Origin of the sequence: Paractinoplanes lichenicola, from assembly GCF_016785085.1 — a bacterium.
Lineage (GTDB): Bacteria > Actinomycetota > Actinomycetes > Mycobacteriales > Micromonosporaceae > Actinoplanes > Actinoplanes lichenicola.
Map to the genome: position 1 here is coordinate 1 of NZ_JAENHO010000011.1, position 25,644 is coordinate 25,644.

19 protein-coding genes are annotated in these 25,644 nt (G+C 68.9%); 7 read left to right on the forward strand and 12 right to left on the reverse strand.

Annotated features, from left to right (window positions below; translation table 11 throughout):
* Positions 1-328: 328 nt before the first annotated feature.
* From JKJ07_RS33760 to JKJ07_RS33770, 3 genes are read right to left on the reverse strand one after another with little or no spacing between them, the layout of a single operon-like run.
* Positions 329-937 (reverse strand): LysE family translocator, encoded by a 609-nt coding sequence (locus JKJ07_RS33760; RefSeq protein WP_307834542.1) that lies wholly within the window; start codon positions 935-937, stop codon positions 329-331.
* The gene (locus tag JKJ07_RS33765) at positions 934-1,428 is read right to left on the reverse strand and encodes an SMI1/KNR4 family protein (RefSeq protein WP_202996008.1); all 495 of its coding nucleotides are present in this window, start codon (positions 1,426-1,428) and stop codon (positions 934-936) included. Before JKJ07_RS33765 ends, JKJ07_RS33760 begins: the two co-directional genes overlap by 4 nt.
* On the reverse strand, positions 1,425-2,192 hold the full coding sequence (locus tag JKJ07_RS33770) for a hypothetical protein (protein WP_202996009.1): 768 nt from the start codon (positions 2,190-2,192) through the stop codon (positions 1,425-1,427). The genes JKJ07_RS33765 and JKJ07_RS33770 overlap by 4 nt, the downstream gene beginning before the upstream one ends.
* Positions 2,193-2,250: 58 nt before the next feature.
* On the opposite strand from JKJ07_RS33770, the gene JKJ07_RS33775 reads away from it, so the two are divergent.
* From JKJ07_RS33775 to JKJ07_RS33785, 3 genes are all read left to right on the forward strand, one after another.
* Complete coding sequence (locus JKJ07_RS33775; RefSeq protein ID WP_202996010.1) at positions 2,251-2,859, forward strand: DUF4232 domain-containing protein; 609 nt, start codon at positions 2,251-2,253, stop codon at positions 2,857-2,859.
* A gap of 344 nt (positions 2,860-3,203) precedes the next feature.
* Positions 3,204-3,515, forward strand: a complete 312-nt coding sequence (locus JKJ07_RS33780) for a hypothetical protein (RefSeq protein ID WP_202996011.1) — start codon at positions 3,204-3,206, stop codon at positions 3,513-3,515.
* On the forward strand, positions 3,508-5,109 hold the full coding sequence (locus tag JKJ07_RS33785) for a hypothetical protein (RefSeq protein ID WP_202996012.1): 1,602 nt from the start codon (positions 3,508-3,510) through the stop codon (positions 5,107-5,109). Before JKJ07_RS33780 ends, JKJ07_RS33785 begins: the two co-directional genes overlap by 8 nt.
* Positions 5,110-5,140: 31 nt before the next feature.
* Here JKJ07_RS33785 and JKJ07_RS33790 read toward each other — a convergent pair whose 3' ends face one another.
* The 4 genes from JKJ07_RS33790 to JKJ07_RS33805 form a co-directional block, all read right to left on the reverse strand.
* The gene (locus JKJ07_RS33790; protein WP_202996013.1) at positions 5,141-5,797 is read right to left on the reverse strand and encodes a phosphate signaling complex PhoU family protein; all 657 of its coding nucleotides are present in this window, start codon (positions 5,795-5,797) and stop codon (positions 5,141-5,143) included.
* A 150-nt stretch (positions 5,798-5,947) separates the two neighbouring features.
* A complete protein-coding gene (locus JKJ07_RS33795) occupies positions 5,948-6,406 on the reverse strand; it encodes a nuclear transport factor 2 family protein (protein WP_202996014.1) in 459 nt (152 codons plus the stop codon).
* 75 nt (positions 6,407-6,481) lie between these two features.
* Positions 6,482-9,628, reverse strand: coding sequence for an NACHT domain-containing protein (locus JKJ07_RS33800; protein WP_202996015.1), 3,147 nt, complete (start codon positions 9,626-9,628; stop codon positions 6,482-6,484).
* Between the two features lie 290 nt (positions 9,629-9,918).
* A complete protein-coding gene (locus JKJ07_RS33805; protein ID WP_202996016.1) occupies positions 9,919-10,635 on the reverse strand; it encodes a DUF4386 domain-containing protein in 717 nt (238 codons plus the stop codon).
* A 52-nt stretch (positions 10,636-10,687) separates the two neighbouring features.
* Between JKJ07_RS33805 and JKJ07_RS33810 the strand changes: the two genes are divergently transcribed.
* Positions 10,688-11,344, forward strand: coding sequence for a TetR/AcrR family transcriptional regulator (locus JKJ07_RS33810; protein ID WP_307834543.1), 657 nt, complete (start codon positions 10,688-10,690; stop codon positions 11,342-11,344).
* Positions 11,345-11,400: 56 nt separating this feature from the next.
* Here the strand turns inward: JKJ07_RS33810 and JKJ07_RS33815 are convergent, their stop codons facing one another.
* Positions 11,401-12,498 (reverse strand): diguanylate cyclase domain-containing protein, encoded by a 1,098-nt coding sequence (locus tag JKJ07_RS33815; RefSeq protein ID WP_202996017.1) that lies wholly within the window; start codon positions 12,496-12,498, stop codon positions 11,401-11,403.
* Positions 12,499-12,678: 180 nt separating this feature from the next.
* On the opposite strand from JKJ07_RS33815, the gene JKJ07_RS33820 reads away from it, so the two are divergent.
* A complete protein-coding gene (locus tag JKJ07_RS33820) occupies positions 12,679-14,571 on the forward strand; it encodes a Na+/H+ antiporter NhaA (RefSeq protein ID WP_202996018.1) in 1,893 nt (630 codons plus the stop codon).
* Between the two features lie 120 nt (positions 14,572-14,691).
* On the opposite strand, the gene JKJ07_RS33825 is transcribed toward JKJ07_RS33820, so the two are convergent.
* Positions 14,692-15,042, reverse strand: a complete 351-nt coding sequence (locus JKJ07_RS33825) for a hypothetical protein (protein WP_202996019.1) — start codon at positions 15,040-15,042, stop codon at positions 14,692-14,694.
* A 120-nt stretch (positions 15,043-15,162) separates the two neighbouring features.
* On the opposite strand from JKJ07_RS33825, the gene JKJ07_RS33830 reads away from it, so the two are divergent.
* Positions 15,163-17,679 carry a tetratricopeptide repeat protein gene (locus tag JKJ07_RS33830; protein WP_307834544.1) on the forward strand — a complete coding sequence of 839 codons (2,517 nt, stop codon included), beginning with the start codon at positions 15,163-15,165 and terminating at the stop codon, positions 17,677-17,679.
* A gap of 26 nt (positions 17,680-17,705) precedes the next feature.
* Here JKJ07_RS33830 and JKJ07_RS33835 read toward each other — a convergent pair whose 3' ends face one another.
* Both JKJ07_RS33835 and JKJ07_RS33840 read right to left on the reverse strand, forming a co-directional pair.
* Positions 17,706-18,686 carry a hypothetical protein gene (locus JKJ07_RS33835; protein ID WP_202996021.1) on the reverse strand — a complete coding sequence of 327 codons (981 nt, stop codon included), beginning with the start codon at positions 18,684-18,686 and terminating at the stop codon, positions 17,706-17,708.
* 47 nt (positions 18,687-18,733) lie between these two features.
* A complete protein-coding gene (locus tag JKJ07_RS33840) occupies positions 18,734-20,131 on the reverse strand; it encodes an Nramp family divalent metal transporter (protein ID WP_202996022.1) in 1,398 nt (465 codons plus the stop codon).
* Positions 20,132-20,309: 178 nt separating this feature from the next.
* Between JKJ07_RS33840 and JKJ07_RS33845 the strand changes: the two genes are divergently transcribed.
* Entirely contained in the window at positions 20,310-23,261 is a 2,952-nt protein-coding gene (locus JKJ07_RS33845) for a 3-keto-alpha-glucoside-1,2-lyase-like domain-containing protein (RefSeq protein ID WP_202996023.1), read from the forward strand.
* On the opposite strand, the gene JKJ07_RS33850 is transcribed toward JKJ07_RS33845, so the two are convergent.
* Positions 23,258-25,510: a putative bifunctional diguanylate cyclase/phosphodiesterase gene (locus tag JKJ07_RS33850; RefSeq protein ID WP_202996024.1), complete on the reverse strand. Its 2,253-nt coding sequence runs from the start codon at positions 25,508-25,510 to the stop codon at positions 23,258-23,260. The genes JKJ07_RS33845 and JKJ07_RS33850 overlap by 4 nt on opposite strands.
* Between the last annotated feature and the right edge of the window lie 134 nt (positions 25,511-25,644).

Consider the following 25,644-nt stretch of genomic DNA (forward strand, 5'->3'; position numbering starts at 1 on the left):
ATCCGCAGCAACGCCCACTACCGGGCAATCGCCACCGCCAACCGCGCGGCACTCGCGCACCAAACGCGCAACCAACACCGATCCGCAGCAACGCCCACTACCGGGCAATCGCCACCGCCAACCGCGCGGCACTCGCGCACCAAACGCGCAACCAACACCGATCCGCAGCAACGCCCACTACCGGGCAATCGCCACCGCCAACCGCGCAGCACTCGCGCACCAAACGCGCAACCAACACCGATTTCCAGCAAACGCTCACTATATGGGCGGTCGCCACCGCCAACCGCGCAGTACTCGCGCACCAAACGCCGATGTGCAGGAACGCTCGCTATCGGGCGGTCGTTACCGCCAGCCGCACGCCGAGGGCGATCAGTGCCACGCCGGTCAGCCGGTCGATCGCGCGGCGGACCGGGGCGCGGTCGAGCAGGCGACGTAGGGCGGAGACGAGCAGGGCCACGCTCGTGAACCAGACGATCGTGATCGCCACGGCCAGGCCGGACAGCACCACTGTGTCAACGATGCCGGGGTCGGCCGGCAGGAACTGTGGCAGCAACGCCACGAAGAACACGGCCGCCTTCGGGTTGAGCACGTTGCAGAGCAGGCCGTCCCGGAAGGCCGCGCCTCTCGACTTACGCGTACCCGGTTCGACTGTCGCCGCCTGGCCACCCGAGCGCAGGGAGCGCACCCCCAGATAGAGCAGGTACGCCGCCCCCACCAGCTTCAGCGCGGTCAGGGCACCCGGCGCCCAGGCGATCAGCGCCGCTACCCCGGACGCGGCCGCGGCCGCCCAGACGAACACGCCCGCGGCGATGCCGGCCGCGGTGGCCAGCCCGTGCCCGCGGCCCGACACCACCGAATGGCGCACGACGACGGCGAAATCCGGCCCCGGCGACATCGCACCCAAGGCGACCACCAGGACGAACGCCCACACGTTCACGACCCGACCAGCGCGTGCGGGTCGAGCGTCCCGGAAAGCCAGCGCGTCAGCCACCCCGAGAGCGTCAGGTCGGCTGCGAAGATCTCCCGGCCGTCCAGGAACGAGAGGCGCCCCTCCGGGCTGCGGCAGTCGAGCACCGCCCACACCGCATACCCTGAGTCGCCCAGGATCACGACGCCCGGGGTCCACGGCGGGTCGCCCGGGTCGGCGGGGGTGTCGCGCCAGTCGACGTAGTCGCCGAGCATCGAGCCGACGCAGCCATGACCGTTCTCGCCGACTCCGTTGACCCCGCAGGACGGCCCGAAGCCGCCGTCGGCCACCTCGAGATAGAGGCGGCGCAGCAACGGCGGGAACGGGTGGCCGATCAGCGCCTCGGCGGCGGCCACGGCTTCGGGAGTGGCGGGCTCGTGGTCTAGATGCCAGTCCCCATCGCAGGGACGCCCGGCCCGCACCCGCTCGCGGACGGCCACGAAGATCTCGTCGTCGGTCACGGCCGCTTCTTCGGGTCGCGGGCCCGCAGCTCCGGCACCCGCGCCACTGAGCCCACGCCCGCCGTGCCCCGTTCGACGGCGAGCAGGGACAGAAGCCGTACGGGGTGGTCTGTCTCGGCCGCCGCCTGGAGCCGGTGATGGCCGTCGAGCAGGAAATGGGTGAGCGCCCAGTGGGTGTAGTGGTCGGGCCCGTCGGCGCCCGCGGGTTCGCTCACGTCGAGCAACGACACGGCAACCAGCGTCGGCGTCTCCCCCGAGGCCAGCTCGGCGGCGTATTTCTCGACCTGCGCCCGCTCGTTCCAGGACGGCGGGACCATCGGCACCACGAACTCGTAGAAGTGCGCCTCGTCGTCGACCGCGGTCTCGAACGTACGGTAATAGGGTGTTCTCGGGTAAACCGGCAAGCCCCAGAACGAGTCGAGCCCCCACGTCGCCACCTGCTCCTCGGCGAAGTAGTCGCCCGGCCCCGACGGTTGCACGAGCCGCGGCCGCACCTCCAGCAGCAGCGGCTGATACTCCCCCCGCGGCAGCAACGACCCGAACGCCTCGATCGGATCGTCCCCCTCGGGCGAGAACGTCTCGGTCGAGCCCGCCCGCCGCTGGAACAGGATCTGGCAGGTGCCGCACCAGAACGTCAGCTCGAACGCCGGCTGGCCGTCCACCAGCAGCAGCCGCTCACGGCTGGCCTCGTCATCCTCCGAGAAGGTCAACCGCGGCTCATCCGGATCGCCCAGCGTCCGCACCGGCTCCACACTCAGCAGCACGCGGCCCACCTTAGGGCTTCGGGCTCCCGCTCGCATCGATTAGCTAAGGTCCCTTCCCATGAGGGCCCGCCTGTGTCTGCTCACCGCCGGCCTGGCCTTCCTGCTCGCCGGCTGCACGGACGACCGCCCGTGGGCCACCGCGCCGCCCGCGTCCCCCACTTCGAGCGCGAGCCCGTCCGCCGTGGCCCCGTCCTTCCCCTGCGCCACCCTCCGGACGGAGGCGGTCGACGCCGCCATGGGCCTGCGAGCCCTCGGCATCAGCCTGATCAATTGCGGCCGTACGCCGTACGAGGTCGACGGCTACCCCGAGGTGCGCGCGCTGGACGAGAAGCAGGCCCCACTCGCCGTCGAAGCCCTCGAGGGCGTGGGCGACATAGCTCCCGGCATTCCTTACCGCGACGCCGCCCCGAGCCCGTTCACCTTGGCGCCGGGCGCCCGGGCCACCGCGATCATCGTCTGGCGCAACAAGTACGACGACCCCAGCAAGCCACCGCTCACCGTCCCACTGCTGCGGATGGCGGTCCGCTCCGGCTACCCCGCCCAGGTGCTGACCCCGGAGGGCGGCCTCGACCTGGGCACCACGGCCCGCTTCGGCGTCAGCCCCTGGCTGCCGGTTTCCGGCGCCGCGGCCACTGACCAGACCTCACTCACAGTGCCGCGTCCCTAGAGTCATCGCCGTCATCGTCGAACGTGGGTGAATCCCACCAAGCTTCCCGAGATGCTCGTACGCCTTTGCCGGGCCACGCCCAGACCGACGGCTGTCCGTCAGGATCAAGTGCGGCGGGTGATCGGGGGAGGCGATGCCGTGTCAGCGCTCCCGGGCGGCACCGAGATTCACGGCTACGCCGGCAAGTTCCTCGACGTCGGCGGCCCCAGCACTGCCAACAGCGCCCTCGTCCGGATGTGGGACGGCGTCGCGTCCCCAACCAGAAGTGGACCATCGGCGGTTAGCGTTCGAGGTGGGAATCAGTGAGAGGAGGCACCGTGGTGCCTGAGCAAGCAACTCTGATCGTGGAGGCCGACCAGGAGTCGGCTCAGGCGATCGTGACCATGCTGGACACCTTCGGCGTGACGGCCCAGGCCTCGGGGCGGCGCAACCTCGACGGGGCGGCCATCACGTCCTGGCTCGTGGTGGCCGGCCTCGCGGTGAAGACGGCCCCCGACATCCTGCGCGCGCTGGCTGAACTGGTGAAGGAACTGCGGCTCGGCAGCGTGACGGTGGACCTCGAGAAACAGAAGATCAAAATCGATAGGCCGGGCCGGGCGCAGATCCGCGAGCTGATCGACAAGATGGGCGACAACCCACCGGACGACGATGCTTGACCAATCCGTACTCGAGCAGATTGCCCGATCACAGGCCGGGGACGGGGTGCGGATCTGGCGGCACGATCGTGAGCCGATCAGCCCGATGAACGCAGTCCTCGACGTGGTGGACACGATGGTGTCGCATCCCTACTCGATCTTCTGGGTCAGTGGCGGAGCCCCGGAGACGTTCTCGCTACCCGACCTCGACCCGGCCGTCGTCCTCTTCAGCACACGGCATCTCGAGATGATGGGACAACTCCGCGGCATCCTGACGACGTTCTGGCTGGACGGCCCGATGCTCGAGGCGGTCGCGGAGCAGGTTTCGCTGCGCATCCTTGCCGAGCTGACCCTTCGGCAGGGCGACCCGGCGCTCGCGTGTCACCTGATGGCCGAGTCCTTGAGCAGGACGACTGTCGACTTTCCACGGATGACGCTGATGGGTCTGGAGCGTGAACCGATCAGTGAGAGCTACCTGTCCGTCTGGTTTTACGGCCTGCTGCACGAGATGGGACACGTGGCGGCCCGGGAACGTGATCACACCAGGAGGGGCGGGCCGGACACCTATCTCGGGTCACTCGCCGACGCCGTCCTCGGCAAGTACTTCGGCGATCACTCGGAGGCCGTACGGAAACGCCGGGCCGAGCTCGAACGGATCGACGCGCTCGACTCGGCCGTGCTCACCGCCGAGATCGATGCCGACCTGTTCTCGGTACAGGCCTTGTTCGAGGGAACTTACCGCGTCTTCGAGCGCAGCGGCACGCTCGACCAGCTCAATGCCGGCCGCCTGGCCAGCGACGTCCTGCTCATGTTCGGCCTGTTCCACGTGCTCAACAGCTGCGCCCTAGCCGTGCGCCTTCGGGACGGGGCCGACGCCGCCGACCTCTACGGCAACGTCGCCAACGCCGTCCGGCTGAACGTGATCATCGACTTCCTGGCTGAGCTGCTGACCCGGACCGGGACGTCCGAGCCCGGCGAGGAAGACGTTGCCGGCATGCGGCAGAAACTGGTCGCCGCCCACGATCGCATCAACGCCCGATTCACCACGTTCGACCGCGGACATGCTCTCGCGCTGCGGCTCTGCCTCTTCCCACACGAGCGCCGGTTGGACGCGATCGGTGGGCTTGCCGCATTCCTCGACAAGCAATTCTCATCCGCGGTCGCCGGACCGGACATCCGCCATTTCCTTGCGCTGGCCGATTCGCTGGACATCTCCCATCCCGACCTCGACCTACTGGTCGAGCTGGCCTCCACACCCGGTAGCGCGAAAGAACTGCTGGCCGACCGGCAGCGGATCTTTCTACTTCCCTGGGTCTCCGGCGACGGCGTCGATATGCCCTTCCTCCTTCCGGGGCGGGACAAGCAGGTCGCGTTCGTGTTCGGCGACGACGAGGTCGCCCGGGTCTTCGTCGAGGAATCCCGGTCCATGCTGGCGCCCAACCTCGAGCTCACCAGCCGCGTGGTCGTGAGCCCGACCGAGCAGAACGTCGTCATCACGGTCGCGCTCAGCGTTCCGGAAGGCGTCCGGGACCAGCTGAGGGTGGTTTTCGAGGGCACGCCGGAGTTCGGCGAGCAGTTCGAGCGGCTGGCCGACGGCTCGTTCTGGCCCGACTGACACTCAGCCGGGCTTCAGGCCGGATTCGGCCTCAATTGGACGATCGAATTCCGTTGTCTGCACGCGTCAGTTCGACCACGCGGTTGGCGACGTTGACCGCGTGGTCGGCATATCGCTCGTAGAAACGCCCCAGCAACGCCCCATCCACAGCCGCTTCGACGCCGAGCGGCCAGTCCGGGCTCAGCATGACCGCGAACAGGCGGCGATGCAGCTGGTCCATGGCGTCGTCGTCCTGGTCGAGGCCGGCCGCGAGTTCCGCGTCGTGATCGGCCAGCACGTCGACCATCTTCTCGGCGAGCCGGTCGGCCACCTCGCTCATCGTCGTGAACAGGCCGGTCAGCTCGGGGGCGACCGCGGGTGCCGGGTGCCGGCGCAGGGAGGAGCGGGCGACGTGGACGGCCAGTTCGCTCATGCGCTCGAGATCCGCGGCCACCTGGACGGCGGTCATGGTCGCGGGGAGCTCGTCCGGGCCCAGCTTGCGCCGGCCGACCAGGTCGTAGACCCTGTCCTCGACCAGCCGGAAGAGCACGTTAATCTCGGCGCCGCGCTCGATGACCTGCTGGGCCGAGGTGTGGTCGGCGGCGAGCAGGGCCTGGCTGGCCTGCCGCATCGTCTCGCGGGCGGCCTTGGCCATCGTGACCAGCGTGCCGCCGACCTGGGCCAGGTCGCCGTGGAATCCCTGGGGCATGACCTCTCGCCGCCTCCCGCTCATGTCGTCGTCAACGGCCCGCTGATGGCGGCCATGACTCAAGGATGTCCAGCGTCCGAGGAGTCTAAGCCTCCCGGCCCCGCATAGATCTTGCCGACAAGGAAAGTGACGAGATCGTCGCGGAGCGGACTACTGCAACGGGAAGTCCTGCCCGCGCTCGGACTCCGGGCGGGGGCCGAAGATGCGACGTTCGCTCTCCGTGATGGCCAGGTCGTTGATGCTGGCCTCGCGGCGACGCATCAGCCCCTCCGCGGTGAACTCCCACAGCTCGTTGCCGTAGCTGCGCCACCACTGGCCGCTCGCGTCCCGCGATTCGTACTGAAAGCGTACGGCGATGCGGTCCTCGGTGAAGGACCACAGGTTCTTGCGCAGCGCGTAGTCGAGTTCGCGCTCCCACTTCGCGGTCAGGAACTGGACGATCGCGGGCCGGCCGGTGACGAACGTGTCGCGGTTACGCCACACCGAGTCCTCGGTGTAGGCCAGTGACACCCGTGATGGGTCGCGGCTGTTCCAGGCGTCCTCGGCGGCCTGCACCTTCTGGCGGGCGGTCTCGAGGGTGAACGGCGGAAACGGTGGCCTCTCAGTCATAAGGTGAACCGTAAACCCGCAACATGTCGAATGAGTAAGGTGGTGGCTGCCCCGACACTGACGTCCGCGACGCCGCTATGCGCCGAGACGGGGCCTAGGATACGTGCGGCTGTTGATCCTGTTTATATTGTCGCGGGACTCGCCGCATGCCTTCAAGAGGCGAACGATGAATTCAACTTCGACACGCTGCCGAGCGTACGAAAGTACAACATCACTCTTGATCGCCTCGGTCAACTCCTCTCGGGACCAGGGCAGCTCAAGATAGAAGCTGCACAAGAAGACAGCGCACCGAATACGCCTGAACTCTTCTCGTTCGGACGATTCCAGCCGCGCGTTCAAGAAAGAATTCAATACCGCCGGCTCGACGCCTAGCGCCTCGAACCCCCACTTCCCGGTGAGCGGCGTCGACATCAGGGCCCACGGAATCTGCTCCTCGTAGTCACCATCCCGTTCCATCCAGGACCGCAACAGCCACTGCTGCAGTTTATTGTTGACCCTGACCGATCGAATGTTCTGACCTGACCACCCGATTGCCCAGAGAGCGAGCACCCGGCCCGAGACGCCCAACTTTCCGGAATAGAGAAGACTCGCAGCCAATTCTGCCGGTCTCCGCAGTTGGGATCTGGTCGAATATCCAACAGGAACCGGAACCAAAGCCTCCAGGGCGGAACCCCGGTGAAGACACACAAATACTAATAGGGCTAATCCTTGGAGCAACTCATCCTCCTCCGCGCCCTGGAGCAGGACCACACAGGATGACAGCAGGCTGGCTACCGGCTCACCGGCGAACTTGGCCCCATTCAGATTCACGAAGACCGACATTGCCTGATCTATGTAACCCGAGGACTTGACCGCCCCGGCGACATACTCCCTCAGGCTCAGTTCGTAGCGCGATCCGATGATGTCGAGCGCAAGATTGCCGTGCTCGGAGGTGTGCACGATGAGGGAGAGTGCTTTTTCAAGAAGTAGCGGCGTCACAGGGACGTCGTCCGCGAGGCAACCCGCGATGTTTTCGATGTAGGGCAAGGTCGCCGACGAGTAGCGGTTCCAGGATTCGGCGGCCGATTCGGAGGGAGCAGGAATCTTTGAGACACTCGAAATCAGCTCAGCCATCACGGTCGAGGCGTTCCGCCCGGACAATGCCGCAGTCAGTACGACGACTTCGTGCCATGAAAGCTCAGCGAGATACGGCTTGATCAGTTCGATGGTGGGCAGTTCCGCCAGTTTCGCCGGCAGCCAGCCCTCCGCCACGGCCCGGGCGCACAAATACTCTTGAAAGGTGAGGTGTTTGAACTCATAGATCGCTTGCAGTGTTCCGTCACGAACGTCATGCCCGGCGAGGGTCAGCAGACTGCTTCTCTCTTCGATCTTCGCAATCATCTCCGAGACGGACAGGCGCGCATGCATCAGCAGATCGGGCATTTCACTACGCGCTTTTCGCAGCAGATTCCGCAATTCACTTTCGGAGATGCTCTGCTTCCCTTCCGTCATCATCGCATAAGCAACGAATCCGAGTTGGGGCAGCGCCTCGTCGGGGTCCACCGGGCTGTGGCCTTCAACATTCCAAGTCATCAACAGGACTTCGACGGCCTTGCCGTAGAGAACTGACCTACGACGAGGCATCTGCCCGACCCCACGCCGCACGAGGAACAAAATGGTGAGAAGGAGCGGGTTGGACGCAAGACGCCGGACTCTGTCGATACTGCAGATGCTGACGGCCAACCGGCGAGCATCTTTCTCCACTTCGGAGCTCTGGCCGACCGTGACTCGGTGCCAGGCCACGGAGAGATTTTCGATGTCGTCGTCCGACAGTTCATGCACGAAGTACGTAGTGCACATTTCCGCCACAGTTCCGGCAATGGGGCGAAATCCTGCTTCCCGCGAAGTGGTAACCAGGCGAACCGCGGGATATACAGCCATGAAGGTCCGCAGTTGCGCGGCAAACTGCAGCTTCTCGGCGATGTCGCCGATCTCGTCCAGTCCGTCGAGCAGAAGAAACAGAGATCCATCGCGCAGTGCTTCATGAACAGCCTGGCTGAATGCGGCACGAAGATCCGGTCTTTCTGCCCTGGAGATCTGCTCCTCGAGCATATGCACGATCGAGTATGCGGATCGCCCGGTGATCTGCCTGCATCTGACCACGATGGGTAGGCATCGGAGCACAGGCAAGCCGTCGCGGATCTCCTCGCGGCGCGGTTCACTCGCGTAGGCAACGGCCAGCCTTTTGATCAAGGTTGACTTTCCGCTACCAGGCGGACCGAGTATGGCGAGTCGCGCGTGGCTCGACAATGCTTTACCCAGGGCCACTCCTCTACTCGTCGACGCACTCTGGTATTCGTGGTCGTTGACGTCGGCATGTGAGTAATCAGGATCTTCGTCGACGACGGTCGACTCCGGCGTGTCGGTCAAGCGCGTGGGCACGTAAAGATTCTCCAACCGAAATCTTCGCCCACCGATCTCTTGATCGGCCTGCAGACCTTCCAGTGTGATGCTGCCGAACTCTCGACACAGATAGTCGCGGTAAACAGAAGCCGCCTCGCGCACCTGGTCCGAAGCAACAGGACTTCCAGCGATCACGCATCCTTCCTGCGCCAGCAACGGAGAGGCTGTGGCGGCAGAAAGTGCGTGGCCGTCGGCGTGTATGAAGCATGCGTGAGACGGCGCTCCCGGCCCTACGCCGTAATAGATGCCCCACGCCCAGCCGAGGCGACTGGCGACGATTTCGACAGATCGGACGGAGAGACCTTCAGGAAGAGAACGAGAAACAACTCGCCGGGCGCTGTCGATCGCCCGATCCCGGCTCACCAGGAATCCGCTTTTTTGAAGACGATCGCATAGTTGCGCCGGCCCGATCAGGGCAATCCTGCGTCTCGCGAACTCGGACTCCTGCTCGATGGCCGGCGCCGTGAACCCCGAGAGCGAGATGAAATACCCGGAGACCGGCTGAGCAGTTCTGTTCTGCTCCGCCTGGAGAACGCCGGCGAACTTGTTGACGTCAGCCCCGCCGATGGTTTCCGTGTGCGCCTTGCACTCTGCACGTAACGCCTTCTCCTCGAACTCGTGAACTCCGACGATATCGAGTTCGCGGCCGCTTCGCGCCAGGTCGTACTGGAGGTCGACGAATCCCAAAGAATGGAAAAGGTCCCCCATCAAGCGCGTAAGGATGTCGCCCTTCTCGTTCGAGTTGCCCGATACAACTCGAATTTTTGGAATCTCGTCCATTTACCGCTCCCACGAGAGGCGACTTGCGGCCCGTCAGGTCTGCTTGCAGAGACGCTTAGTATTCCCCCGCGAGTGGGTTTTGTCATCCACACGAAACACGATGGGGCCCGGCCGCGGCCTCCTTCATGCCGTCGACAGCCGACGTTCGCTCGAACGAGTCTGCGGACTTCTCATTACTTCGAGTGATCATTCAGGTACTGAAACGGCTTGATGGGGCCGGCCGATCGGTTGCAATACATGAGGCGCCACAGTCTTCCCGAGGAAGTTCCTCGCCCGGTTCCGAACGAGAACTACGCGGCTTGGTTCGATCCAGTTTGCCTGGTCGGTGCGGTCTCGTCGCTGATGACCTGAGCATTTCGCGCACCCGTGACGGTGCGCCGAACGCCGACGATCAGCAGGTAGCCGATCATCCAGAACTCGCCGATGGTGGCCGGGTACGCCAGCAGGTCGGCGATCAAGGCGGCGTCGGGCAAGGCGTAGCGGAGGAAGGCGCTCAAGACGTAGCCGGCGCCGCCGGCGATGAGGAGCCAGCCGAGGGCTCGGGGCATCAGGCCGGAGCTCAGCACGCACCAGCCCATCGGGATCAGCCAGAGGCCGAAGAAGATGGCGCCCACGCCCCAGAGGTGGTCGCTGGCCAGGTAGAGGGTCTGCACCAGGGCGGCCGGGTCGCCGTACGGATCCTCCGCCACCGACAAGGCCGTAGCCAGCAGGGCCGCGCTGATCAGGATGGCGAACGCGTTGGCCAGGCCGAAGGCGGCGATTCCGAACGCGGCCGGCTGCCGGAAGAGGCGGTGGAACCAGACGGCCGCGAGGGCCTGCGTCAGCACGGTGAGGAGCTCGAAGACTATGCCCGCGCGGGCCAGCGACGGGTCGGCGACCAGGTTGGCCAGCGTGGCCGCGGCATTGTCCGGGTCGAAGAGTTGCGGGCGGATGAGCAGGAAACCGAACGCGCCACCGATGGCGAGCCCGAGATAGAGGAGCCCGGTGACGCGGGCCGTACGGATCATGACGCCTCCCAGCCTTACGTTGTAAGGTAACCATACGTTGTAAGGTCAAGCCGTGGCGACGAGGACTCCGCTGACCCGCGAGCGTGTGCTGGAGGCGGCCGTCGCGCTGGCCGATCGGGACGGGCTGGCCAAGCTGACCATGCGCGGGCTCGCTGCCGACCTGGGCGTCGAGGCGATGTCGCTCTATCACCACCTGCCGGCCAAGCAGGCCCTGCTCGACGGAGTGGTGGAGACCCTGCTGACCGAGGTGAGCGCCGCCGTCGCCGCCGAGGACGAGAAGGATTGGCGCGCCCACCTGCGCAATCAGTTCCTGAAGGCCCGGCGGGTCATGCTGCGGCACCCGTGGGCGCCGGGCCTGATCAGCTCACGGACGTCCGTACCGCCGACGGTCTTCGCCTACTACGACGGCATCGTGGCCACCCTCGTCAGGGCGGGCTTCGACTATCACCTCGCGCACCGGGCGCTGCACGCCTTCGGCAGCATGCCGCTCGGCTTCGCGCAAGAGATCTTCACGGTGGGCGAGACGGGGGGCGACTCCGAAGCCGACATGGCCGCCATGGCCCAGGCGCTGCCCAACATCACGGCGATGGTCGCGTCCGAGATCCACAACGTCACCGACCCCACGCTGGGCTGGTGCGACACCCAGACCGAGTTCGAGTTCACCCTCGACCTGCTGCTCGACGGCCTCGAAAGAAAGCGGAAAGGCTAGGGTCCGTTTTGTACCTGTGGCGGGGCTGCGGCCGGGCCCCAGTGACAAAACGGACCCTAGGCCACCCAGGGGCGTTTGGCCCGGTGGCGCTGCTTCGTGCGATACATGTCGGCATCCGCCGCGGCGGCGAGCTGGGCGAAGTCGGTTCCTGTCGGCCCGTACGCGTGTCCGATGCTCGCGCCGACCTTGCGCGGCCCGCCGCGGGTCTCGATCGGCTCGCCGAGCGCGGCGTGGATGCGTTCGGCCGTGTCGCGCAGCACCGCGTCCACGGCGCCGCCGGTCACCACCACGATGAACTCGTCGCCGCCGGCCCGGGCGAGCAGATCCTCCGGCCGGACGAGCTGGGTCATGCGATCGGCCACCGTGCGCAGCACCTCGTCGCCCGCGTCGTGGCCGCCGGCGTCGTTGACTGCCTTGAAGTCGTCGAGGTCGATCACCATCACGCCGACCTGGCCGCCGGACCGCCCGGCCAGGTCGTCGGTGAAGGCCCGCAGCAGGGCCCGGTTGGCCAGCCCGGTCAGCGGGTCGTGGGTGGCCGCGTGGGCGAGGCGGGCCCGGCTCTCGGCCAGCTCGTGGTGCAGGCGGGCGTGGTGCACGGCGATCGAGGCGTGCTGGGCGAACAGCTCGAGCATCTCGCGCTGCACCGGGCCGGGCAGCCGCCCGTCGAGGGGCAGGTCGACGCTGAGCACGCCGGCCAGCTCGCCGGTCGGGGCGGTCAGGGGCGCCAGCAGCATGTCGTCGGGGTGCCAGCCGTCCGGCGACTCGGGGATCGGGAGCGTGCCCGACGTCCAGGTGATCATGTCGTCGGGCATCGTGCTGCCGTGGCCCACGAAGAACAGCGAGCCCCACCGCTCGGCCTTGCCGAACAGCTCGTCCCAGATGGCCAGGGTCGTGCGGGTGCCGAGCAGCGAACGCCGGATCTCCTCGGTGCCGTCGGCCGAGACGACCAGGAAGTCGCCGTCGGGCTGGAGCACGTTGATGACCGCCACCTCGAACCCGGACGCCCTGGTCACCCCATGCACCACCGCGTCCATGGTCGCGGTCAGGTCGAGGCTGGCATGGACGGCCCGGCTGACCTCCTGCAGGGTGCGGAGGCCTTCGAGCTGTGCGAGGGCGTCGGACAGCCGCAAGGACAGATCCTCGATGTCTGACAAACCGCCTCCCCGAGCGGGCCGGGGCATCCGTGCCGCGAGCCTGAACACCGGATCTTATCCAGTTCGCGAGGCCCGCGCGTGCCACCGTCTTCCGCGCGGACCGGCGTACGGGGAACCGGTCTTGATAGGCGCTGGTCACAGACGGTGGAAAGGCGGCGCGCGAAGTGCTTGGGTTTGTCCGTGAGTGAAGCCACCGAGCTGAGCGACTCCACCTCGACGACCAGGTGGAGCCATCGGGTCACGACGCCCCTGCGTGAGTTCCTGCGGACCGAGGCCGGCAGCGCCGGGGTGCTCGTGGCCGCCATCGTCGCCGCGCTGCTCTGGGCCAACCTGGCCGACGGCAGCTATGAGTCGTTCTGGGAGACCCCGGTCAGCCTGCGGTTCGGCGGCGAGGGCATCGAGCTGGGCCTGCGGGAATGGGTCAACAGCGGCCTGATGACGCTGTTCTTCCTGGTGGTGGGGCTGGAGGCGCGGCGCGAGTTCGACCTGGGCGATTTGCGCGACCGGCGCCGGTTCGTGCTGCCGGCGCTGGCCGGGGCGGCCGGGATGGTGCTGCCGATCGGCATCTTCCTGGCCTTCAACCACGGCGGGCCGGGCGCGGCGGGCTGGGGCGCGGCGATGTCGACCGACACGGCGCTCGCGCTGGGCCTGCTCGCGCTGGTCGGGCGTAACGTGCCCGTGCAGGCGCGGCTGTTCCTGGTGACGGTGTCCGTCGTGGACGACGTGGTCGCGCTGATCGTGATCGCGGTGGCCTACTCGGAGGAGTTCCACCTGATGCCGCTGCTGCTGGCGGCCGCGGTCTACGGGTTCACCCTGCTGCTGGTCCGGGCCGGCGTCCGCAGCGGCTTCATCTACCTGCCGTTCTGCCTGGTCATCTGGGGCGCGACGCTGCAGAGCGGGGTCGACCCGGTGGTCTCGGGGCTGGCGATCGGCCTGGCCGCGGCCGCCTACACCCCCGCCCGGGGCGAGCTCGAGCAGGCCAGCGACCTGTTCCGCTCGTTCCGCGAGCAGCCCACGGCCGAGTTGGCCCGGTTCGCCCGGATCGGCGTGCTGCGCTCCCTGTCCCCCAACGACCGTTTGACCCGTACGTGGTCCGGCGTGTCGAGCTATCTGATCGTCCCGCTGTTCGGCCTGGCCAACGCGGGCATCGTGATCCATGGCGACTTTCTGGGCCAGGCTCTCATGTCCTCGGTCACCGTGGGCATCTTCCTCGCGTACGTGGTGGGCAAGCCGATCGCCATCACCGGCGTCTCCGCCCTGGTCACCCGGCTCAGCGGCGGCCGCATCCGCCCCGGCGCGGGCTGGGCGTCGGTGCTGGGCACGGGCACGATCGCCGGCATGGGCTTCACGGTGTCGTTCCTGATCGCGAACCTGGCGCTGGAGGAGCCGCAGCTGTCCGAGGCCAAGCTGGGCCTGCTGCTCGGCATCGTCGCGTCGTCGGTGGTCACGTGGGCCGTCTTCTTCGTGACGAGCCGCCTGCCCAAGCCGCGCAAGGCGGTGGCGCTGCTGGGCGACGTCGACGAGCTGACCGACCTGATCCCCGAGGTCGACCCCGACCGCGACCACGTACGGGGCCCGGCTGAGGCCTCGGTGACCCTGGTCGAGTACGGCGACTTCCAGTGCCCGTACTGCGGGCGCGCCGAGCCGACCGTACGGGAACTGATGACCGACGACGACCTGCGTTACGTCTGGCGGCACCTGCCGCTGACCGACGTGCACCCCCAGGCCCAGCTGGCCGCGCAGGCCGCCGAGGCCGCGGGCCTGCAGGGGCAATTCTGGGAGATGCACGACCTGCTGATCGACCGCCAGGAGCACCTGCGGATCGCCGACCTGATCGCCTACGCCGGGGAGCTCGGCCTCGACCAGGACCGCTTCCACGCCGACATGATGCAGCCGATCTGCAAGGACCACATCACCGCGGACCTGGAATCGGCCGACCTCAGCGGCGTGTCAGGCACGCCCACGTTCTTCATCAACGGCCGCCGCCACTACGGGGCGTACGACGTGGCCACGCTGAAGGAGGCGATCCGCGTGGCCCGCGTACGGGCGAAGATCGCCGCCAAACGCCGCTGACTTGCTGACCCCGCCATCGGGCGAGGACAAGCTGGCGGTCAGCAGCTGAACGCTGGTGCGGGACCCGGGCATTCAGGCCCGCACCAGCGCTCAGAGTCGTTCACGCCTCCCGATCGGAGGTCAGCCGAACCACTGGCGGTCGTAGCTGAACACGATGGCCGTGTCGCCGTTGCTGCAGGCGGCTTCGCTCCACTGGCCGCTGCCGACCCCCCACCACAGGCCGCGCTTCCAGTAGTCGCTCGTGGGCCAGGTGGCGTCGCACTTGACCGCGGCGCGGTACTGGCCGGTGCCGGACGTGCAGATCGCCCGGCCGACGGTGTACCAGCCGCCCCGTTCGGCCCGGCAGTTGGTCGGCTCGGCCGCGGCCGGGCCGACGCCGGCCAGCGCGACGGTCCCGGTCGTCAGCATGGCCACGGCGGCCAGGCCGGTCAGCGCGGTGCGAACACGTCGTCCTGGTGCGAGGTTGAGCATGAGATTCCCCCTAGGTCGACCGCAGATGCGGTTGCTTACCGACGACTATCCGAGATGGACGGGCGGGCCGGGTTCGTTCCCGGACGATCCCGGATGCGGGCGATGGCTACAGTGAGAGCCGTGCCAGCCGATCGATCGACGTCACTTCCCGACCCCGGCGTGGCCGGCTCGATCGACGGCCTCGTCCAGCAGTTGCGCCTGCTCAAGGTGTGGGCCGACGACCCGTCGTACGAGGCGATCGCCGCTCGCATCAACCAGAGCCGGCGCGAGCAGACGAGCCGGGCCACCGTCGCCGACTGCTTCAAGCCCGGCCGGCGGCGGCTGCGGGCCGACCTGGTGGTAGCGATCGTGCAGGCCCTGCACCCGGACGGCGGCTACGTCGCGCAGTGGCGGCAGGCGCTGCGCACGGTCGGCGGGGCGACCAGGGCGGCGGCCCAGGTGCGGGTGCGCGACGCCCTGCCGCCGGAGCTGCCCGGCTTCACCGGCCGGGCCGCGGAGCTCGACCGGTTGCTGGAGCCCGGCCGGGTGGCGGCGATCGAGGGCATGGCCGGGATCGGCAAGACCCAGCTGGCCCTGCAGGCGGCGCACCACCTGGTTCGGCGCGAACGCTTCGACCGGGTGTTCTTCGTCGACCTGCGGGGCTTCCACCCCGATCCGGGCCAGCCACCGGCCGAGCCGACCGCCGTCCTGGACGGCCTGCTGCGGCTGCTCGAGGTGCCCGGCTCGAAGATTCCGCACGATCCGGGGGCCCGGGCCGAGCTCTGCCGCGAGCGCATGGCGGGCCTGCGCGCCTTGGTGCTGCTGGACAACGCGGCCGGAGCCGACCAGGTCCGGCCCTTGCTGCCGGGCACGCCGGGCAGCCGGGTGCTGGTCACCAGCCGCTCCCCCATGGCCGGTCTGCGCCCGTCCGTGCAGCTGACCGTCGGCGTGTTCAGCGCCGATGAGGCCCGGCAGTTCCTCAAGAGCGCCACCGCCGGCGTCGAGGCCGGCGAGGACCCGGCCGCGGCGACCCGCATCGCGGAACGCTGCGGCCACCTGCCTCTCGCGCTCGGGCTCGTGGCCAGCCACATGCGCGCCACACCCGGCTGGACCCTGACCGATCACGCCGACCGGCTCGACGAGCGGCACCGCGACCGGCGGCTGGAAAGCGGTGTCGAACTCGCCCTCGACCTGTCGTACCGGCATCTCGATCCTGGCCTGCGCCGGCTGCTGCGGCTGCTGGCCCTGCACCCCGGGGCCGATCTCGAGCCGTACGCGGTCGCGGCGCTGCTCGGCGCCGGCACCGGCACCGCCCGCGAGCACCTCGACCACCTGCGGGGCGACCACCTGCTGCAGGCCGGGGCGCCGGGCCGGTTCCTGTTCCACGATCTCGTCCGCGCGTACGCCTCGGTTCGCGCCCACGAGGAGGACCGCCCGGCCGAGCGCCGGGACGCGCTGACCCGCCTGTTCGACCATTACCTGGCCACCGCGGCCGCGGCCATGGACCTGATGCGCCCGGCCGAGGCCCACCTGCGGCCACCGGCCGCGCCGGCCGGCACCCCGTCCCCGGCACTGGCCGACGCCGACGCCGCCCGCGCCTGGCTCGACGCGGAACGCCACAACCTGGTCGCGGCGGCCACGCACGACCGGCCGGGGCACACGATCCGGCTGGCCCGCACCCTGCACCGCTATCTGACCGAGGGCCACGACAGCGACGCCGTGATCGTGCACTCCCACGCCGTCCAGGTGGCCGCGCGCATCGGCGACGTGGCCGGCGAGGCGCACGCCCTGCGCGACCTCGCCTCGGCCTGTCTGGGACTGGACCGCTACGACGAGGCGGACGAGCACCTGCGGTCCGCGCTGGAGCTGTTCCGCCAGGTCGACGACCCCGGCGGCCAGGCCCGCACGCTCAACAACCTCGGCATCGCGGCCGACCACGCCGGGCGCTGGCCCGAGGCCACCGAGCACTTCGCCGCCGCGCTGGCGCTGTTCCGGCGGGCCGACGACCCCACCAGCGAGGCCCGTACGCTCAACAACCTGGCCTTCCTCGAGGGGCTGCTGGGCCGCGGCGACGCCGCCGTCGAGCACTATTCGCAGGCCCTGGCGCTGGTGCGGCGGGCCGGCGACCGGATCGGCGAGTCCAGCGCGCTGAGCGGCCTCGGCCTGGCCGAGGCGCGGTGCGGCCGGCTCGAGCCCGCCGCCGAGCATCTGCGGCTGGCCCTGACCCTGGCCCGGGAGCTCGGTCACCGGGCGTTGGAGGCCGACGCGCTGGAGTCGCTGGGCGTGCTGGCCCAGCGCCTCGACCGGCTCGACGAGGCCGCCACCCGGCACCGGCAGGCGTTGGCCATCTATCGGGACGTCGGCTACAAGTACAGCGAGGCCTGGTCGCTCAACGGCCTGGGCGAGACCGCCCAGGCCGCCGGTCGCCCGGCCGAGGCCTTGAACCACCACGCCGCCGCCCGAGCCATCGCCGTCGAGATCGGCGTCTCGGAACAGCAGGCCCGCGCGGACGCCGGCCTGGGCCACGCCCACCACACCCTGGGCGACCTCGACGAGGCCCGCGGACATTGGGAGCGGGCCGCATCCCGCTACGCCGCGCTGGGCATGCCCGAGGCCGGCGAGATCCGGCGCGCGATCGCCGATGCCGCCCACCGCTGAAGCGGCGAGCGGCATCCCCGCGACGATCAGACGGCGGTACGCGGGGTCAGGCGGCTCGCGGCCGGCACCGGGGACGGGAAGCCCAGCACCGCCAGCTTGCCCCGGACCTGGTTCTCGGCCTGGCAGTCGGTGGTGCAGGCCGTCGGCGGGTTGGCCACCTCGGTGGCGTCCTCGCCGGTGACCATGCCCATGCGGCCGCCCGAGGCGACGTCCCAGATCGACGTGGCGCCGCAGTGGTCGCGGGTTTCGGTCAGGCCCAACGTGTTCGTGAAGTCGGGACCACAGGCAGGTTCGAGCACGCGCGTGGCGACCTGGGCGCTGTCGCGCAGGACCAGGCGGGGGGCCGTGTCGCTGGCGATGTTGACGCGCGGGGTCACCCGGACGCAGGCGGGGCCGGCCGGGCCGGTCGTGACCGAGGTGCATTCGGAGCCGAGGAATTGGCCGAGGCGGGCGCGGAAGTTCGGGTTGTCGTAGTAGAAGGTGGTGTCGGCCAGGGTGTGGGTGATCCGGGTGGCGGTGCCGTCGCCGCGGGCGGGTTCCATCTGGAAGATGCCGCCCTGGGCGCAGTCCTTGGCCTGGATCTTCATGCTGAGACCACCGGGGCCCGTACGGGAGATGACCATGTCCTCGTCGCGCAGCTCGAGGCTGATCGCGCTGCTCAAAGCCAGACCGCGGTGGTCGGGGACCTTGCTCGCGAAAACAGGGGTGAAAGAGCCACCGGTCATGTCGCCGGCGTTGGCGGCGCCCGTGAAGGCGTAGTCGTACAGGGCGAAGGTGGCCGGGTCGACGGTGAAGCGGGTGTACTTGCCCTGCACGGTGAACCGGCCGGCGGGCGCGGCGACCGTACCCCGGAAGCGGTCCTTGGTGCCGGTCTTGCCGAGGACGGTATAGCTGCCCCCGATGCAGAACTTGCTGCTGGCGGCCTGGGCGGCGGGCTGGGCCGCGACGACCGCGAGCGGCACCACGGCCAGGGCGGCCAGGGCCGCGAACGTGCGCTTGATTGACATGCGAAGCACTTTCGCGGCCCGGCGCCTAAGACCGGGTTAAAGCGGCGCTAAAAGACCCGGTCGATGAACGTCGCCACGGAGAGCACCCCGAAGAGCGCGAACGACCAGATCAAAGCCCCCAGCCGTACGCCCCGGACGCGGATCGGCGCGGGCAGGATCCGCCGGTTGATCAGGATGAGCAGGGCGGAGTAGATGAACATCATGAATCCGCCGACGACGGCCGAGATGATCAGCAGGACGATCGGCTGGTCGAACCCGGCCACCAGCACCACGATGCCGATCGCGACCAGCCCCCAGACCAGGCCGGCGTAGACCTTGCTCTCGTCGGCGCCCCGGGCGTACGAGGTCTTGATGACGTCGGCGGCCAGCCGGCTGGTGTAGTCGACGATGCCGAGCGCGGCCGCGAAGAGCGAGAACGCGCCGATGATCCAGAACAGGTACTGGAACCAGGAGCCGACCCGGTCGGCCAGCACCTGACCCTCGATCTCGAGGAAGCCGATGCTGTTCTCCAGGCCCTCGCGGCCGAAGACGGTGGAGTACGCCAGCAGCGAGGTGAACAGGATCGTCACGAAGGTGATGAGCACGAACGTGGTCAGCTGCTCGATGTTGGCGAACTTCCACCAGCCCCGCCAGCGGCGCAGGTTCTCCTCCGTCGGCTCGAACACGTAGCCCGTGCTGGGGGCGGCTTCCGACTGCCCGGTCACCGGGCTGACGAGCCTGGGGGCGTACGTGCCCATGCCGTAACCCTTGTCGCGGATCCAGTTGGACTGCACCAGATTCTGCCCTCCCCCGGCCCCGGCGAAGGCCAGCGCGCCGAGCAGCAGCGCGAAGCCGAGCTCGTCGATGGGCAGCCGCGGCCGGGTCACGACGTCGGGCAGGTCGCTCCACGCCGACGCGCCGACCGCGAAGATGGCCGCCACGACGAAGAACGTGAGCACGGCGGCGACCTTGAGCATCTGCGCCCGCTCCAGGGCCACGTAGACGACCGGGGCCAGGGTCAGGATCAGGCCGATGGCGGTCAGCATGCACACCGCGATCACGGTCTTGTTGCCGCCGAAGATGTACGTCGTGAGGGTGGCCGAGCTGGTCGCCCAGCCGGGCCACAGGTTCGCGAAGTAGGTCAGGACCGCGAAGAACAGGCCCCAGTGCCGCCAGTAGCGGCTGAACCCGGTGAGCGCCGTCTCGCCGGTGGCCAGGGTGTAGCGCTCGATCTCCATGTTGAGGAAGTACTGGGTGATCAGCCCGACCAGCGCGGCCCAGACGAAGACCAGGCCGACCTGCGAGGCGATGTACGGGAACAGCACGAACTCGCCGGAGGCCAGGCCGACCCCGGCGGCGATGATGCCGGGGCCGATGAGCTTGCCGTAGCGGCGGGGCTCGTCGGGCAGCTCGCGGATCTCGGGTGCGGGCAGATAGCGGGTCGGGAAGGCGTCGGTGGTCGCCACGGCCGCTCCTCACGGGATCTCCACCCTGGACAGTCCGGAACCGGCGTGTCAAGGCTCCCCCTACTTTCGGCTCGTACGGGAAAACTTTTGTCCAATCGACGGAAAGCCATGGACTTTCCAACGAAAGCAAACGAAGGTATTCACCACCCTGAATTCACGCGGTAACCCTGGAGTGCCGATGAAACGTTTGTTCGTGGCCGCCCTGCTCGTCGGGACGTTCACCGCCGCGCCGGCCTACGCCGCCGCCGATCCGCCGCAGGAGCCGGGCGTCACCCTCCGGACGTACGACATCGGCCTGCCGATGAGCAAGGTCTGCGAGCTCAAGCCCAGCCAGACCCCCAATGTGGACAAGTTGATGACGAACATCGACTGGTCCACCACCGAGCAGTTCGGGCTCAACGACAACTTCGTCACGCACGCGCTGGCCAACCTGACCGCGCCGGCCGCGGGGGCGTACACCTTCCGGCTGGTCAGCGACGACGGCTCCAAGCTCTACATCGACGACGCGCTCGTGGTCGACCACGACGGCCTGCACGACGTCGAGCCGCCCGGCGAGGGCACGGTCGAGCTGACCGCGGGCGTGCACAAGCTGCGCGTCGAGCACTTCGACAAGACCGGCGGCCAGCGGCTGACCCTGTCGTGGAAGACGCCGGGCGCGGGCGACTTCGAGGTCGTTCCCACGAGCGCGCTGACCACCGACGCCGGCGTCGTCCGGGTGACCGCGCCCGGCCAGAAGGAGTGCGCCGAGGGCACCGACGCGCCGGGTGACGGCCTGCCGCTGAACGCCGTGAACCCGGGGTACACCCTGACGAACCTGCGCCCGCCGGGCTTCGAGCCCCAGGTCACGGGCATCGCGTGGCGGCCCGACGGCAAGATGCTGATCAGCACGTGGGGCGGCTCGGACAAGGTGCTGGGCGAGGTCTACCTGGTCTCCAACGTCACCGGCACGACCGGGCCGGAGAAGGTCACGTACAAGAAGATCGCCGAAGGCCTCAAGGAGCCGATGGGCATCGCCGTCGTCGACGGCCTGGTCTACGTGTCGCAGAAGCACGAGCTGACCGAGCTCAAGGACACGAACTCCGACGACGTGCTCGACACCAAGCGCACGGTCGCGACGTGGCCCTTCGGCGGCAACTTCCACGAGTTCGCGTTCGGCCTGCTCTACAAGGGCGGCAACTTCTACATCAACCTGAGCGTCTCGATCAACCTGGGCGGCGCGACGACCGACCCGCAGCCGGTCGGCGGGCGCGGCACGCACATCGTGGTCAACCGCAAGAGCGGCAAGGTCACCACGGTGGCGGGCGGCCTCCGTACGCCCAACGGCATCGGCTGGGGCGAGGGCGGCGACATCTACGTCACCGACAACCAGGGCGGCTGGCTCCCCTCCTCGAAGCTGCTCAAGATCTCCGAGGACGCGTTCTACAACCACTTCACCAACCCGGACGGCAAGTTCGACGCGAACCCCGTGACGCGGCCGGTGCTGTGGATCCCGCAGAACCAGATCGGCAACTCCCCCAGCACGCCGGTGCTGCTCAAGTCGGGACCGTACAAGGGCCAGTTCGTGATCGGCGACGTCACGTACGGCGGGCTGCAGCGGGCCGCGCTGGAGACGGTGCACGGCGTCGAGCAGGGCGCGATCTTCCGGCACACGCAGGGTCTCGAGGCCGGTGTCAACCGGGTGTCGATCGGGCCGGACGGCGCGCTCTACGTCGGCGGGCTCGGCGCGGACGGCAACTGGGGCCAGGAGGGCAAGCTGCGGTTCGGACTGCAGAAGCTGTCTCCGAACGGCAAGAACGTCTTCGACATGAAGACGATGAAGGCCACCCAGACCGGCTTCAAGGTCGAATACACCAAGCCGCTCGCGGCCGCGACGATCGAGGGCCTCAAGGCGAAATACACCGTCGAGCAGTGGCGCTACGTCCCCACCGCGCAGTACGGCGGCCCGGAGGTCGACCGCGAGACGCTGACGGTGACCGACGCGAAGGTCTCGGGTGACAAGAAGACGGTGACCCTGACCGTCCCGGGGCTGCGCAAGGACCGGGTCGTGCACCTGCGCTCCCCGCGCCCCTTCGCGGCCGCCGACGGTGAGACGCTGTGGAGCACCGAGGCCTGGTACACGATGAACGAGAAGCCCGGCCCGCAGACCCAGCAGGTCTTCTACGAGGCCGAGGAGGGCAACCGGGAGGGCGGCGCGTCGCTGGCCACCGACCACCGCGGCTTCTCCGGCATCGGCTTCGTGGCCGGGTTCGGCTCGCTCAACGCGTCGACCACCAACCATGTCACGGTCGACAAGGCCGGCGACTACAAGGTCGGCCTGCGTTACTCCAACGGCCCCAACCCGTTCAGCGGCACCAAGACGGTCAGCGTCTACGTCAACAGCAAGAAGATCCGGCAGGTGTCGCTGCCGTCCACGGTCACGTGGGACGAGTGGGCGTCGGTCTACGAGACGCTCAAGCTCTCCAAGGGCGTCAACACCATCCAGTGGCGGGTCGACGCGTCCGACTCCGGGCACGTCAACCTCGACCAGATCAGCGTCCGCAAGCCCAGCACGCGGATCACGCTCTTCGACGGCAACGGCCTCGACAACTGGCAGCACACCGACGGCCGGCGCCCGCAGTGGCCTTTTAAAGAAGGAGCCGCCACCGAGGTCTGCTGCGGTGACATCCGTACGCTCGAGGCGTTCGGCGACTACAAGCTGCACGTCGAGTTCAAGGTGCCGCTGCTCCCGCCCGACGTGACCGGGCAGAACCGCGGCAACAGCGGCGTCTACCAGCAGGAGCGCTACGAGATCCAGATCCTGGACTCGTACGGGGACACGACGCTCGACAACAACGAGGCGGGCGCGATCTACACGGTCAAGGCGCCCGACGTGAACATGGCGACCGCCCCCGAGACGTGGCAGAAGTACGACATCACGTTCCGGGCGGCCCGCTACGACGAGGCCGGCGCCAAGACCGAGAACGCCCGAGTGACGGTGGTCTGGAACGGCACGACCGTCCAGAACAACGTCGAGATCCCGAACGGCACCGGCGGCAACATCCCGGAGGGCCCGGCCACCGGCGCCATCCGCCTGCAGGATCACGGCAACAAGGTGCAGTACCGCAACATCTGGATCGAGCCGGTCGCCTAGGCCGCGGCCGGCACCGCCTCCCACTGCGGCGACGCGGCGATCATCTCGGTGGTCGCCGCGGCGTCGGCGGGACGGGCGTAGAAGTAGCCCTGGGCGGCGTCGCAGCCGAGGTCGATCAGCTTGGCCAGGGTCGCCTCGTCCTCGACGCCCTCGGCGATCGCCCGCAGCTTGAGCGAGTGCGCGAGGGCGATCATGGCGCGGACCACACCTTCGCGGGCCTCGTCGACGGCGATGTCCGAGACGAAACTCCGATCGATCTTGAGCGCGTCCCAGTGGCGGTCGGCCAGGCGCGACACCGACGAATAGCCGGTGCCGAAGTCGTCGACCGCCACTGCCACGCCGTGCCGGCGCAGCTCGGCCAGGGTGCCGGTCATGACCGTGTCGTCGACCAGGGCCGTCTCGGTCACCTCGAGGATCAGCGTCTCGGGGGGCGCGTCGTGCGCCTCGAGCGCGGCCAGCACCAGCGGGACGAGCCTGGCGTCGCTGAGCTGGCGCGGCGACACGTTGACGGCCACCGGCGGGCGCCAGCCGAACTCGCGCTGCCAGACGTCCTGCTGCGTCAGCACCTGGCTCAGCACCTGCTCGAACACCTGCCCGATGACCCCGACGGTCTCGGCGTGCGGCACGAACGCGTCGGGCGAGAGCAGCCCACGTTCCGGGTGCCGCCACCGCACGAGGGCCTCCAGCGCGTACAGGCGGCCGGTCGCGAGGTCGATCTCGGGCTGGTAGAAGCATTCCAGCTCGCCGTTGGCCAGGGCGTGGCGCAGGTCGGTGTCGAGCTTGAGCCGGGCGCCGGCCTCGGCCGCGTACCGGTCGTCGAACCGCTCGGCCCGGCCCCGGCCGCCGCTCTTGGCCCGATACATGGCCGTGTCGGCGTCGCGCAGCAGCTCGGCCGGGTCGGCCTTGTAGTCGTCGGTGGTCCGCACGCCGACCGACACCGAGGGGTAGAGCTCGACGCCGTCGATGACGATCGGCTCGGTGAACGTGGTGACCAGCCGCTCGGCCACCACGTCGGTGTCGGCGTCGGAGGCCTCGGGCATCAGGATGACGAACTCGTCGCCGCCGAGCCGGGCCACGATGTCGCGGCCGTCGCGCACCGAGGCGACGATCCGCTCGGCGATCGTGACCAGCATCCGGTCGCCGGCCGCGTGCCCCAGGCTGTCGTTGACGTCCTTGAACCGGTCGAGGTCGCAGAACAGCAGCGCGACCTTGCTGCTGCCGTCGGCGGGCAGCTCGGCCAGCGCGAACGTGAGGCGGCGGAGCAGCTCGGTGCGGTTGGGCAGCCCGGTCAGCGAGTCCTGGGTGGCGCGCCGGCCCATGTCGCGCAGCGGGCGGCGGATCCGGATGGCGGCCAGGCTGGCCGAGACCAGGACGGCCACGCTGACGAGCTGGTCCGCGCCGTCGACGGTCACCGCGGCGTACGCGTCGAGCAGCAGCACGCCCGCGATGACCAGCATGTACCGCCGTACGCTCAGGATGTTGGTGGAGACGTGCAGCGGGACGTTGAGCTGCGGCATCTGCGGGTGCAGGGCGGCCGCGCCGAGCAGCAGCGGCATGAGCATCCAGCCCAGGTCCATCCAGCCGCCGGACTCGTACGTGCCGTTCAGGCTGGCCGTGGCGTAGTAGGCGTCCGAGACGAACCAGGCCACCATGCCCGCCACCAGCAGCCGGGCCGGCGCGCGGCGCATCTCCATGCTCAGGCCCGCCCGCAGCGCGCCGAACAGCACGATCAGGGTGCCGACCGGCGTGCCCACGGCGACCAGGACGGCCAGGCCGTTGCCGCCGCCGCTCAGGGTCGGGCCGATGATGTGGATCCAGTACTGCAGGGCCAGCGGGACCGTGAGCACGCCCGCCTCGAGGATGCTGTCGCGGCCCGCGTGATGGCTCAGCCGCACCACGGCCAGGACGGCCAGCAGGTGCGCCGCGATGTAGAGCACGTCGGCGACCGACGGGAACGGCGGGTCGGCGTGCACCACGTCGTAGCCGGCGAAGATGACGTCACCGGCCGCCGACAGGGAGAGCGCGGCGGCCAGCATCATCCAGGCCGCCCGGTTGCGGGGCCGGCCCCGCCGCAACCCGATCCAGGCCGCCACGGCCCCGGCGGTGTTGATCGCCGGGAACATCCAGTTGGTGACCTGGTTGGGCGGGAGCACGACGTAGGCGACGGCGGCGGCCAGGCCGACCAGCAGGAACCACAGCCACGCCCGATTCGAACGGGTCGCGCCGGGTTCTCGCGGCAGTGCGGGCATGGGGTCTCCGGCCGGTTGCGCCTGAGTTGCGGACTCGGTGGTGATCGGCGGCGCGGGGGCCGACTTGACGGGACGTCGGACAAGTCACACCCCGCCTGAGCCCATCGCTTATGGGCCCTGGATCCTCAGCGATG

Excerpts from the sequence above, each read along its gene's own strand:
- JKJ07_RS33775 (WP_202996010.1), top strand. The coding sequence starts at position 2,251 with ATGAGGGCCCGCCTGTGTCTGCTCACCGCCGGCCTGGCCTTCCTGCTC.
- JKJ07_RS33785 (WP_202996012.1), top strand. The coding sequence starts at position 3,508 with ATGCTTGACCAATCCGTACTCGAGCAGATTGCCCGATCACAGGCCGGG.
- JKJ07_RS33825 (WP_202996019.1), bottom strand. The coding sequence starts at position 15,042 with ATGCTCAACCTCGCACCAGGACGACGTGTTCGCACCGCGCTGACCGGC.
- JKJ07_RS33795 (WP_202996014.1), bottom strand. The coding sequence starts at position 6,406 with ATGACTGAGAGGCCACCGTTTCCGCCGTTCACCCTCGAGACCGCCCGC.
- JKJ07_RS33800 (WP_202996015.1), bottom strand. The coding sequence starts at position 9,628 with ATGGACGAGATTCCAAAAATTCGAGTTGTATCGGGCAACTCGAACGAG.
- JKJ07_RS33835 (WP_202996021.1), bottom strand. The coding sequence starts at position 18,686 with ATGTCAATCAAGCGCACGTTCGCGGCCCTGGCCGCCCTGGCCGTGGTG.
- JKJ07_RS33790 (WP_202996013.1), bottom strand. The coding sequence starts at position 5,797 with ATGCCCCAGGGATTCCACGGCGACCTGGCCCAGGTCGGCGGCACGCTG.
- JKJ07_RS33845 (WP_202996023.1), top strand. The coding sequence starts at position 20,310 with ATGAAACGTTTGTTCGTGGCCGCCCTGCTCGTCGGGACGTTCACCGCC.
- JKJ07_RS33850 (WP_202996024.1), bottom strand. The coding sequence starts at position 25,510 with ATGCCCGCACTGCCGCGAGAACCCGGCGCGACCCGTTCGAATCGGGCG.
- JKJ07_RS33805 (WP_202996016.1), bottom strand. The coding sequence starts at position 10,635 with ATGATCCGTACGGCCCGCGTCACCGGGCTCCTCTATCTCGGGCTCGCC.